We start from the raw sequence: 12,350 nt of genomic DNA on the forward strand, positions 1-12,350 counted from the left end.
AAGGATATTTTGCGGCTGTTATCCCATTATCCAATGTTTACTTGGGGTGTTGAATCAGCAGATTGATAAATAATATAGGACTGAAGCCACTAACACAATAAATATCAGGTTAGATTTGTCCATTGTCATTAGGGATGGTTTTTTTGAAAAAATCATCAGCAAAACAGATATGTCCCACAAACCCGCCCGGACAAAATAAGCGAGTCATCACTCCATCATCTCTACTCAATAGTCTAGGATTGGTGATATTAGTTTAGAAATTCTTAACTATTAACCATTGACTATTGACTATTGACTATTGGTTTTCGCCCCACCTAGGTTATATTTCCCAAATTAGGTAGGAGTTCTATGTAGTAATCAATATTGATTGATTGTATAGTTATTATTCATTTTGCTTCATCTCTCTAGTTCTACATTTGTCCACTTCTCCAGCGATTTATAGCTCTTAAATACGCTGTTACAGGGATTTGATAAACTTCAATCACAATCCAAAGAATAATTGCTAAATGTAACAAAAAAGTCAATATAGTCCAGATATATGGAACCCAAGTAATAAATTGATGAGGAGTTGGCGGAAAGTTGTAAGCTATAATCCCAATCAAAGTTGTGGGTAGTAGTATAAAAGCAATTGCTGCCAAACCATAGCCCCAACCAAGTTCTACACCTTCTAACTGGGCTTCTGTCCAGCTAAAACCATTCCAACGCCAAATCAAGGGGGGTTGACGGGAAGCCATCTTGATTTGCTGTTGTTCTAGGTTGACAGTAAAAATCTCTTGGCAGAAGTCACAAGCCACTGCTTCCATCAATGGCATATGAGTAATTTTACCAACACGACAAACTGGGCAAGGGTAAACTCCTTGATAGTCGAAAGATGTGGCTAAAATTTTGGAGCGAGGCATCATAATACTTAAGTGTCACTAATGAGGTGATAGGGTCTGTGCGGCATTTGACAAGAATGGTAAATTGTCAGATTTTTGAGAGTTCATCACTTCCCATAACCCATGACCCAAAAATACTTGTAAGTTGAGATAAATCTTACGGTTACAAGCCAAGCTAAAGTCTTGAACGGCGCAATAGTACTGAGTTTAACCCTTTTTTGAAAGTTGTGGAGGTATTGACGCCACCAAATGCGTCTGTTATGGTGAACTGTATATAAGGTTTACATTGGTTTACATCAAATACTATCTAGTTGCTTACCCAAAAAATGTTCAACAGCAAATCTTACTTTTATTTTTGGCAAAAGGCGGTTCACCGGCGGTGAAATCAGTTTCCTAATGGAAACCGCCCGGTGAACCGCAGAGCAAACTCTGCGGTTTTTGTTTTTTAGGTGCTTTTTATGATCGCGATCTATTTCGTTAGCTGGTTTTATGGTTTTTACTTTTGGCCCAGAGCAAGTTCCGGGTAGATAGCGTCATGTCGATGATTTAGAACGCGCCCGGAACTCAAGATGAGATTCCGGGCTTTTTTATTCACAAACTCACCCTCATAACCTCTTACAAGGAGAATTTCCCCATGATTAATGCTCAACTCGCTGCTCAATCCCATCCTAGTCAGCAAACAATTGTCAAAATTTCCGAAACAGTCAGCTTTGGTGGTGAAGAGGTAGTTATTATTGGCGGCCCTTGTACGGTAGAAAGTTTAGAGCAAATGAAAACTGTAGCCCAAAGGTTAGCACATGCACCTGTACAAGCCTTGCGTGGTGGGGTTTACAAACCGCGCACATCTCCTTACGCTTTCCAAGGCATGGGAGAAGAAGGTTTAGAAATTCTGGCAGATGTGCGATCGCGCTACAATATACCAGTAGTTACTGAAGTTATGTCAATAGCTCAAATTGATATAGTTGCCGCCCACGCTGATATGTTGCAAATCGGTAGCCGCAATATGCAAAACTTCGACTTACTCAAAGCTTTAGGACAAGTGAATAAGCCAATCTTACTCAAGCGCGGACTAGCGGCGACAATTGAAGAGTTCGTTATGGCAGCAGAATATATTTTGAGCCACGGCAATCCCCATGTGATACTCTGCGAGAGAGGTATTCGCAGCTTTGACAATTACACTCGCAACGTCCTGGATTTAGGCGCAGTAGCAGCTCTCAAACAAATTACTCATTTACCGGTAATTGTAGATCCATCTCATGCGGTTGGTAAGCGGGAATTAGTTGCACCTATGGCTAAGGCTGCGATTGCTTGTGGTGCGGATGGATTAATTATCGAGTGTCACCCAGAACCAGAACAATCTGTTTCCGATGCCCGTCAAGCCCTATCTTTAGAAGATATGGTGAATTTGGTTGCTAGTTTAAAGCCGATAGCTACAGCCGTTGGGCGCAATATATCCGAAACCATCGGGGTGGGTTTAGAATCTGCCCCGATTTTTTGTGCTGCTTAAAACTATCCTTCAGGGTGATGTTTTCGGTATAAATTTAGAGATAGGCTGGAACAATCTAATTGGCGATCGCGTCTCTAGATTATAAAGTCAACAAATTTGCCAACACGCCCTGATTTTTTACCATTCGAGATCGAAGCATTGTAGTTAGTTGTTGCCCTAGTACCGCATAAACGAGAGTCACACATAGGCACAACAAATCAAAGATATATTGCCGCAAATAATTAAATATTATCTTTTAATTTTTAATTTCTTAGTCGTTGCGATCGCCTCTCTCTAAAATCTGGATACACATAAATTTCCTGCTCTCTTTGTTCTCGCTTCATCGATCGTCTTTGGTCTATTTTGCAGAATTGGTAGAAGTCTCTTCAAAATTGTTAATCAAGTATCAATAAATAAATTTAAGTTCAACAAATTCTTAGATAAGTAGTTAAACATAATGTCATTGCGAATGGAGCGTTCGCGTAGCGTCCCGAAGGGTAGCAATCGCAGGGGTTGGGATTGCTACCCTTCGCTCGCAATGACTGTAATTAATTTTGTGCGGTTACTTATGGGCTTTTAACTACCGTCAGCTTTTTGCTTTTGCTAGTTACTTAAGTCCTAGCTATGTTATGTAATCATCTAGACTCACTATTACCATTGAGAGAATTATATTTGTCATCTATCTATTAGATGATTTTTTTATTTTTGGCAATAAAATTTACAGCAACCAGTTTATCAAGTAAGTAGGTATACTTCTAAAACCCTCGAAAATATTGAAGATTTTACTACTTTAAATAAAGTTAATAGTTAAATGTGTTGTTTTCATGAAAACTTTACGTTTTTCCGAATTATTACTTAGATAATAAAGATATACGTTCAACAATTGCGTAAAGCCTTCCCTGTAATTGCTGATTAAAGCAACTACAATTTAGGCGATTGGCATTTACCCACTCGAACATAAATTACTGTTCGTGGATTGAGAAAAGTTTGTAGGACAGACTAAACCAATAATTTTCACAGGAGAAAATCATGAATTTCAAAACATTAAGCATTGGAATTGCTGTAACTTGTGGCACATTAACTGTAGGTAGCACTTTATCGCCAGCGCAAGCAGCTTGGATTAATATTGTTGGCAGTGCCCAATTTGAAAAGGCTAACAGTAATGCTCCAGCATCAGATAAAATCACTTTCACTAGTAGTACAGTTGAAAGTTTTAAAGGTTCTCTGTTTTCTGCATTAGCAGTGGATTCAACAGTTGAAGTAGCACCTATCAACTTAGCAGCAATTGCAGCAACTCCTTCCCCAAACGATTACACAGGAACTTCAAGCAATCCCTTCATTAAATTTACCAACGATCCAGATCTGAAGTTTCTCATCAATAACCCCTTTAATGTTACTAGAGCCAGAACCACAATTGACAACTTTACTAGTACATCCGCTCTATTCAATTTCACAGGAGCATTTTACAAAAATGGTACATACCTGAGTGAAGGAATTTTGACTGCTAATACAGTTAACAAACTTCCAGGTAGTTATTCTCTGACTATCAAGACTGTTCCCGAACCTTTAACCATCTTAGGCTCTATCACAGCTTTAGGAATGGGAGCTGCTTTAAGGAAGAAACAAGCTCAAAAGCACGCTAACGAAAAGGTTACAGCCTAATTACCTTCTTGAATAACTCTAATGTGGAGTAATTTAATTTAGTCAAGCATCGAGAATGTTGTTTATGTGGTTTATCTTAGTTGCATCTTACCAATTATCTACCTATAGGGAGAACCTCATTTCTCCGGATTTCGCAAGTTTGTAGTTCGAGCATATCTATCTAAATTGGTCACCAATTGGCAAAATTTAGCAATTAGCAGTTGATGCAGTTTTATAGAGTTACAGGGTGTTTTTTTTCAAAACTTGATTAGGTTAATTAAGGATTAATTAATCTCTCATACTTGCAAAATGCCTCTATTAGTAACTGTGCTAGAAATCAACACAAAATGGTAGCTTAATTAATAAAAATCCAGACTATGAGTTTTTAATCAGATATTTATCGTTAAAACTTTTTAGGGTGCGTTTACCTCAGAGTAACGCACCCTAATTTTTACTTGCTTCGCTTGTCTCCCATCCTGGATTGATTAAATAATATCCAAGTTCGCCAAGTTTGTTTTTAATTCTTATAAATCAACCTTCACGGTAAATGTCTGCGATCAAGAAATTTTTTGCTGTGTATTTTTATACCGAGTAGTTACCCTCGCCTATTTTTATTCAGCAGGATAATTTTTTACCAAAGCTAATTCCATGAACTATGTAATCTTGATAACCTTAGTTTTTATATACGTAGGATTTGCGTAAGCCTTAACTATACTATACAGTAGTTGAAATTCAGACTTGTCATCATCAATTAGCTGATTATTATTATTTTTTGAGATTAAATACAAGGTTAAAATTTTCTTAAAAAATTCAGTAAAAGTCCCAAAAACTGCATTATATGGGGATTGACACTACTTTAAATAAAGTTAATACTTTAATATCTTGTTTTCATGAAAACTTCATGAATTTCCAGAAGCAATACTGAATAATGATGATATATCTGCAACATACAGGTAAATTTAACCCTGTAATCACTGGTAAAAAAGTCTACAATAATGGGGATAAAGGTTTACCAACTCAATCAGAACTTAATGTTTGCCCATTGAGGAAGGTTTGCAGATTATACCAACTAAATGTTTTCCAAGGAGAAAATAATGAGTTTTAAAACAATAAGTATGGGTGTCGCCTTAACTTGTGGCACCCTAGCTGTAGGTAGTAGCTTGGGTGTTTCACCTGCTCAAGCAGCCTTTGTAAATTTTACAGGAACTGCCAACTTTACCAATGGAAACAGTAATACTCCATCTTCAGACAAAATCACTTTTACCAATAGCAAAGTTGAAAGTGCTGGAGGTTCTCTATTTGCTGGGTTAGTCAATACTGGTGTTACGGTAGCTGCTGTCGAACTCACCAATCGTACCAACGTAGTCAACGGAGGATCGTATTACTCAGCCAATTATAAAGGGAAGACGACAAATCCCTTTGTTGAATTTCTGAGCAATCCATCTTTGAAATTTATCATAGATGAAGATTTCACTGTTACTAGAATTAGAACACCTGCCAATTCTACTCTTGGTACTCTTGCTTCTACCGCTGCTTTCTTTAACTTCAAAGGAGCATTTTTTAACGGGAATACATATCTAAGTAGTGGGATTTTGACTGCCAATAAAATTCAAGGTACTCCAGGCAGTTACTCCTTGACTATCGCCACTGTACCCGAACCTTTAACCATCTTAGGCTCGATAACAGCCTTAGGAATGGGAGTAGCTTTGAAGAAGAAACAAGTCCAAAACCTAGCCAAAAAAAAGGTTACAGCCTAAATTAACAAATTCAATAACTCTAAGAGGGAGTAATTGAATTTGGTAAAGTACTGAAACGAAACTGTTGTTGTTTATATGGATTATTCCTGTTGCATCTAACCATTTATCTACCGAAAAAAAGAACATTTCTGCTTGAGACTTCATCAGTTTTTAGCTCAAGCTTATCCATCTCAACTTGTCATCAATTTACACAAGACATTAATCAGCAGTTGATTCAATTTTTTATAGAGTTACAGGGTGTATTTTCTCAGATATTTATTAGCTCAAATCAGGATTAATTTAACCTCCAATACTTGAAAAATACCTCTGTTAGTAACCGTGCTAGTTATAAAAATAAAATATAATTATTTAATTAGTAAAAAATTAAAATCTATAATTTTTAAATCAGACATTTATCTTCAAAAATCCTTAGTGGATCGACACGCCTAAAGTTGTGCATTAAGAATAAAGCAGAAAGTATTGATTTATCTCACTTTTCACAAAAATCTATTGCATCATTTTAGCTGTGTCGATCCATTAGGGTGCGTTAGCCTCAGAGTAACGCACCCTCAATTTTTACTTCATCAAGAACTTTAGCTAATAATTGCTATCTACAACAGACTTGTTCATAGTGTTGACCTGCAATATTCCAAGTAAATTCTGTTTCTATCAATTCTCTAGCATGAGAAGACAACTCATGTCTTAGTTGTGGATGAGCGAATAATTGACTAATAGCAGTAACATACTCTGCTGGTGTATTTGCCCTGAGCGCTCTTAGTGGTGTATTATTACCGTCTACGGCTAGCCCTTCTAAACCGCGATCGCTTGCTACTATCGGTACACCAGCGGCCATTGCTTCGAGAGTTTTATTTTTAATGCCAAAACCCGTCCGCATTGGTATAATACAGACAGTAGATTTGTGTAAATACTCTACCATTGAAGGCACGCGCCCAGTCACAGTCACTCCTGGTTGTTTAGTTAACGCTAAGACCTCTGGTACAGGATTAGCGCCAACAATCTCAAAAGTTGTATCAGGATAATTTTCCTGTATTTTTGGTAAGACTTTTTGACTAAAGAAGGAGACTGCATCGATATTTGCCAAAATATCCATTGCACCGATAAAAATTAAGCGATGTCCGCCTGGATCTTTGCTTCTATAAGGAAATGTAACCAAATCCACACCATTAGGAATTACTTTAATTTCCGTATTCGGATTAGATATTGGTAATTGTAGTTTATCTTCTTGTGTTGTTACTACAACAGCAGAAAATTTAGAACAGTAGTTTTGCTCATAACGACGTAAAAGTGGTAAATTAATCCGATCTCGCAATCTATATTTGGAAGTATTAGTTAGCAGTTGGTTCAGACAAGTACCATAGACTGAACTATGAATATCAACTACAGTTCTGAGGTGTTGTTGGAACTCAGGACGGACATAAATCTCATTCACGCTATGTTCGCAGGTAATTACATCATATTTTCCCGCTTGTACAACATTATCAATCCATGCTTGCATATCAGGAGAATAGTGGTTGAGTACACTTGGCGGTGTCCCCTGTTGTAAAAATGCACTGAAGCGCTGAATTTTCTGGAATATTCCTGTGGATGGTTCTGGGGGACGTGCAAAAATTACGAGACGATCTACACAATCCTCTAATTCTGCTATTTCTGCATCTGTAACAGTGCGACCGCGTTGAGTTACTAAAGTAATATTATGGCGTTTACGGAGATATTTGAGTAAATTGAATGTCCTGATTTGCGTTCCTCCCGTTGGTGGATAGGGAAACGTGCATGATATCATGAGAATATTCATAAAATATATCTCTGTAATAATACTTTTAATAAAGTGATATATATACCTTGACTTTGAGATTGTTGATTGTCAAGGATGGGTGATGGGTTAACGCAGTATTATTTTTACCCCAATCTGCTTAACTCGAACTCAGGTTATCGTAATATACCTGACAAATATTTATGTAAAAGTGCTATTTAAGATGAGATTCAAACTGATATTTATCAAGCCAATACGCTTCAGTTAAGGATAAATTGTAGTTTGGGTTGAATGGAGTAAAACCCAATAAAACCCCGACAATGTTGCGTTTCGTTCCTCAACCCAAACTGCGGTAACTAATTAACCAATTTAAAGAATTTTGGCGACACATCCATATATTCTAGAGCGCACAACATGTTGTGCTATTAGCAATCTGTTGCATTCTTATTGCAAATTGACATAAGTTTTTTACCCAAAATTTCGCACTATTCTGGAGATACTTTATAAGCTAGGGATTACCCAGCCTATATTTTGCTAGAAGTTTTCAAAATTTGCGATCGCAGTTTTTAATTTATCTAAAACCTCATCAACTGCAACTGCGCCTAATTCCCCAGAAGCGCGGGTACGGATGCTTAAGGTGTTGGTTTCCACTTCCTTAGCTCCCACCACAGCCATCACGGGTATTTTATCTTTTTCGGCATTGCGGATCAATTTACCCAAGCGATCGCCACTGAGATCGACTTCGGCACGGATTCCTAAAGCTTGCATCTTGGCAACTACATCTTTTGTAAAATCAATTTGTGCTTCCCCTACAGGTAGCAATCTCACTTGTACTGGCGCTAACCACAAGGGGAAATCACCTGCATACTCTTCAATTAAAATCCCTATCAACCGTTCTAAGGAACCAAAAGGCGCACGGTGAATCATCACCGGACGTTTACGAGAACCATCTTCCGCAACGTATTCTAAATCAAAGCGTTCTGGCAAATTATAATCTACTTGCACAGTTCCTAATTGCCATTCTCTTTCTAACGCATCTTTAAAGATAAAGTCGAGTTTCGGCCCGTAAAAAGCTGCTTCGCCAATACCTTCAAAATGTTCCATCCCCAATTGTTCTACAGCGCGGCGAATTGCACCTTCAGCCTTATCCCAAACTTCATCACCACCAATATACTTATCACTCGCCGGATCGCGAAAACTCAGTCTCGCTTTAAAATTCTTCAGTTGCAGTTTATTGAACACTGACAAAATTAAATCCACCACACTAAGGAATTCATTGTCTAGCTGTTCAGGGGTGACAAACAAATGAGAATCATCCACAGTAAAACCGCGTACTCTAGTTAAACCACCCAATTCTCCTGATTGTTCGTAGCGGTAAACAGTCCCAAATTCAGCCAACCGCATTGGTAGTTCCCGATAGGAACGCAACTCGCTCTTATATATTTGAATATGAAACGGACAATTCATCGGCTTCATTACAAAGCCTTGTTCTAAAGCCGCAGCTTCTGCATCATCCGCCATTAGGGGGAACATATCTTCTTTATACTTCTGCCAATGTCCAGAAGTTTTAAATAAATCCACCCTGGCAATATGAGGGGTGACTACAGGTAAATAACCGCGTTTTAGCTGTTCCTGTTTCAAAAAATCTTCTAACATACTCCGCAATAAAGTACCTTTGGGAGTCCACAAAGGTAAACCAGGCCCCACGAGGTCGGAAAATATAAATAATCCCAGTTCCTTACCAAGTTTGCGGTGATCTCGGCGCTGTGCTTCTTCTTTACGGCGTTTGTACTCAGCCAATTGTTCAGGAGTTTCCCAAGCGGTAGCGTAAATCCGTTGTAATTGGGCTTTAGTTTCATCACCCCGCCAATAAGCACCCGCTACGCTTTCTAATTCAACTGCTTTAGGGTTAATTTCGCTGGTATTTTCTAAATGCGGCCCCGCGCACAAATCCCACCATTCATTTCCTAGGTGGTAAATAGTAATTGGTTCTTCTTTAATATCTGCGAGAATTTCTAACTTATAAGGTTCTTTAATTTCTTCAATCCGCCGTTTGGCTTCTTCTCGGCTGACTTCTTCGCGAATAACTGGTAATTTTCGATTAATAATTTTCACCATCTCTTTTTGGATGGCTTTTAAATCCTTATCGCTAAACGGTTCTGGATTGTCAAAATCATAATAAAAGCCGTTATCAATCCAGGGGCCAATTGTGACTTGCGCCTTGGGAAACAGCTTTTGTACAGCCATAGCCATCACATGGGAAGCAGTGTGGCGAATTTTTTTTAAATTTTCCGATTCGCTGCTACGGGGTAAATACATTTTTGTAGGTTGTTCTAATTGATTAAGAGCTTGATTAGGCGACATCGGCTGCTAAACCATTGGCGAAGTGATTGCAAAGCTGATTTTTCATTGGTGTGCTGAAAAATCTACCCAAATATAGCATGGGCAAATATGCTATCTTAACAGGCTTTTCCCTATGCTAGATCAAGTCTTACATAACTGGGCATTGGGAATAGGGCATGGGGCATTTGTGAGGGTTTTATGCAGGTATATAATTGGTATGAAAAATCCTCAACAAGAATTTTAGCCATACTTTAGGGGTTTAGCATAGCTCACCTATGTCAACTTAACGCGAAAGGCTTATCAGGAATAGATTTTGAATTAAGTTACCTACCATCAAGATCCGCGTTACCCCACCCCAGTTTTGTCTCAAGCCAAAACATCCCTTCCCCGTAAACGGGGAAGAGAAAAAGGAGAGGGGTGAAAAGATTGTGAGGTAAGCATTTGAGCTTAATTTGACACCAATAAAACCCCTAAAATCGATTTGGCTCAAATAAATCCATAATCCATAATTTGTAATTAATTTCATAGCTACAAATTATGGATTAAGGGACTTCCAAGTAAAAAAATATTCCATTGCTATTGTTCACTGTTGACGGTTGACTGTTAACTGTGAACCGTCAACTGTCAACAGTCAACGTTTAACGGAATAATTTATTTTTTGGAGTTCCCTTACAAATTAAGGTAAATTCAAAGGTATAAAACCCCTAAGTCTACAGCTAGTCCCTTTTCAAGTAGGTATTTAACTACTGCGACTGAAAATGTCTTTAATTGTGAATACTTGGACAACCTCAGTAAAAGTTTTGATTTTTAAATTGTTACCGATGTCTCCGTCCGTTAGTTAAGACATTAATAGCCGCACCCGCAGCAGCGCCATCGACTGCATCACCTAAGCTGTCTCTAGTACCACCATTAAGAATGATACCTGTAACGGTACTAGCTGCTGCACCGACAGCCATATCTTGACCTAGGTTACCAACCCGGCGATTTTTTGCCCGCCTTCTGGTGCCATGCACAGCATTCACAGCCGCACCAGCAGCAGCACCTTTAACGGCATTGTTTACAACGCGACCACGCCCTCTAACAGCACCAGATACTACACCAGTACCAGCACCAATACCAATATCTCGTAACATATCAGCAGAAGCTGGTTCAGCAGGAATTAAAGTACCGCCGGCTAAACTTGCAGCCATTAAGCCAGGTAGAATTGTGCGTTTTAAGATTGGATTCATAGTGGTAATTTCTCAAAACATCAAACGATGACACAGAAACCGCAGTGGTTGTATTGGCAAATAATTCTATTTTTATTCTAGACAACAACAACGGTTGCTGATGTAATGAATTTTCATCATCTCATTAATAACAATGTGATCGCATCGGCTGAAAGCCATAACTTTTTCATCAGGTTTTGGTAAATTAAAATACTTCGTCACCAACCGCTGCTTTATTAGCTTTTATCATGTCATACCAATTTAATATGAAGTTGCATATATCTAGATCCCCCTAAATCCCCCTTAAAAAGGGGGACTTTGATTTTATTTTCCCCCCTTTTTAAGGGGGGCTAGGGGGGATCAGATTCTATGCAGCCTCATAAAAAATTGGTATCAGTTGTTTTAAATATAGTTGAATACTCTATATCTTTATAGATGGTTTTTTAACATAATTACTACTGAGACCAAGCAAAAATCTAACCCAAAGTGGTGGTTTTTTACTCAATTTTTGTTTACTGAGTGGGAATGGTGAGAGTAAATTTAGAAACTTCCCCTAATGAAGAATTGACTTCCAGTGTTACCCCATGTTTTTCCACAATAATTTGATAAACAATTGCTAGCCCTAAACCTGTGCCTTTACCAACTGGCTTCGTTGTGAAAAAATTATCGAATATTCTCTGCTGTATTTCCTGGGAAATTCCTATATCATTATCAGCGATTTGTACCATAACAGAATTTTCATCTCTTGTTACTGCTGTATGATACAAATTTTCGGGTATTCAATTATTGATTCCTGCCACTATTGAATTTTCTATCGCATCAATAGCATTGGCAATGAAATTCATAAATACTTGGTAAATTTTGCCTGCATAGCATTCTATTAAAGGCAAATTTCCCTATTCTTTGACTATTGTAATCAGTGGATGCGCTTTTGTCGGTTTCAAACGACTACTTAAAGTTATTAAATTACTATAGCAATCCTAAATGATTTGTGAAACATTACATGCATGGTTGTTAACCGTTGACAGTCAACCGTCAACAGTCAACAGCCAAAATCAATATTTTTCACAACTGAAATAGGATTGCTATATCAATAACTTCATGTAAGTCAATTCGCTTACGTTGGATTTCGTCTAAGCGTTCAAAATTACAAACCCCAAAGTTTTTGGGGTTTGTATCTTTTTATCATAAAATCACTGCATCTATTTTTCAACTAGATAGTCATGTGGTAAATCACACAATACATACAACATTATTGCCAAGTTAAAAAGCAATGAAAAACTTTCA

At 38.0% G+C, this 12,350-nt stretch carries 8 protein-coding genes; 3 read left to right on the forward strand and 5 right to left on the reverse strand.

Annotated features, from left to right (window positions below; genetic code table 11):
* Positions 1-410 precede the first annotated feature (410 nt).
* Entirely contained in the window at positions 411-899 is a 489-nt protein-coding gene (locus H6G41_RS19655) for a hypothetical protein (protein WP_190747902.1), read from the reverse strand.
* A gap of 613 nt (positions 900-1,512) precedes the next feature.
* Between H6G41_RS19655 and aroF the strand changes: the two genes are divergently transcribed.
* The 3 genes from aroF to H6G41_RS19670 all read left to right on the forward strand — a co-directional run bounded on the left by aroF (position 1,513) and on the right by H6G41_RS19670 (position 5,762).
* Positions 1,513-2,385 (forward strand): 3-deoxy-7-phosphoheptulonate synthase, encoded by an 873-nt coding sequence (aroF, locus tag H6G41_RS19660; protein WP_190747865.1) that lies wholly within the window; start codon positions 1,513-1,515, stop codon positions 2,383-2,385.
* A 1,008-nt stretch (positions 2,386-3,393) separates the two neighbouring features.
* Positions 3,394-4,026, forward strand: coding sequence for a PEP-CTERM sorting domain-containing protein (locus H6G41_RS19665; protein ID WP_190747866.1), 633 nt, complete (start codon positions 3,394-3,396; stop codon positions 4,024-4,026).
* Positions 4,027-5,099: 1,073 nt separating this feature from the next.
* Positions 5,100-5,762, forward strand: coding sequence for a PEP-CTERM sorting domain-containing protein (locus H6G41_RS19670; protein ID WP_190747867.1), 663 nt, complete (start codon positions 5,100-5,102; stop codon positions 5,760-5,762).
* A gap of 586 nt (positions 5,763-6,348) precedes the next feature.
* On the opposite strand, the gene H6G41_RS19675 is transcribed toward H6G41_RS19670, so the two are convergent.
* The 4 genes from H6G41_RS19675 to H6G41_RS19690 form a co-directional block, all read right to left on the reverse strand.
* Complete coding sequence (locus H6G41_RS19675) at positions 6,349-7,554, reverse strand: glycosyltransferase family 4 protein (protein ID WP_190747868.1); 1,206 nt, start codon at positions 7,552-7,554, stop codon at positions 6,349-6,351.
* 492 nt (positions 7,555-8,046) lie between these two features.
* The gene (gene thrS, locus H6G41_RS19680; protein WP_190747869.1) at positions 8,047-9,876 is read right to left on the reverse strand and encodes a threonine--tRNA ligase; all 1,830 of its coding nucleotides are present in this window, start codon (positions 9,874-9,876) and stop codon (positions 8,047-8,049) included.
* Positions 9,877-10,670: 794 nt separating this feature from the next.
* Complete coding sequence (locus H6G41_RS19685) at positions 10,671-11,084, reverse strand: hypothetical protein (RefSeq protein WP_190747870.1); 414 nt, start codon at positions 11,082-11,084, stop codon at positions 10,671-10,673.
* 491 nt (positions 11,085-11,575) lie between these two features.
* Positions 11,576-11,791 (reverse strand): ATP-binding protein, encoded by a 216-nt coding sequence (locus H6G41_RS19690; RefSeq protein WP_190747871.1) that lies wholly within the window; start codon positions 11,789-11,791, stop codon positions 11,576-11,578.
* Between the last annotated feature and the right edge of the window lie 559 nt (positions 11,792-12,350).

Source organism: Tolypothrix sp. FACHB-123 (assembly GCF_014697075.1).
In the GTDB taxonomy this organism is placed as follows: Bacteria; Cyanobacteriota; Cyanobacteriia; order Cyanobacteriales; family Nostocaceae; genus Aulosira.

What these genes read in the sequence shown, in the direction of transcription:
- H6G41_RS19655 (WP_190747902.1), bottom strand. Translation starts at nt 899, where the DNA reads ATGCCTCGCTCCAAAATTTTAGCCACATCTTTCGACTATCAAGGAGTT.
- aroF (WP_190747865.1), top strand. Translation starts at nt 1,513, where the DNA reads ATGATTAATGCTCAACTCGCTGCTCAATCCCATCCTAGTCAGCAAACA.
- H6G41_RS19665 (WP_190747866.1), top strand. Translation starts at nt 3,394, where the DNA reads ATGAATTTCAAAACATTAAGCATTGGAATTGCTGTAACTTGTGGCACA.
- H6G41_RS19670 (WP_190747867.1), top strand. Translation starts at nt 5,100, where the DNA reads ATGAGTTTTAAAACAATAAGTATGGGTGTCGCCTTAACTTGTGGCACC.
- H6G41_RS19675 (WP_190747868.1), bottom strand. Translation starts at nt 7,554, where the DNA reads ATGAATATTCTCATGATATCATGCACGTTTCCCTATCCACCAACGGGA.
- thrS (WP_190747869.1), bottom strand. Translation starts at nt 9,876, where the DNA reads ATGTCGCCTAATCAAGCTCTTAATCAATTAGAACAACCTACAAAAATG.
- H6G41_RS19685 (WP_190747870.1), bottom strand. Translation starts at nt 11,084, where the DNA reads ATGAATCCAATCTTAAAACGCACAATTCTACCTGGCTTAATGGCTGCA.
- H6G41_RS19690 (WP_190747871.1), bottom strand. Translation starts at nt 11,791, where the DNA reads ATGGTACAAATCGCTGATAATGATATAGGAATTTCCCAGGAAATACAG.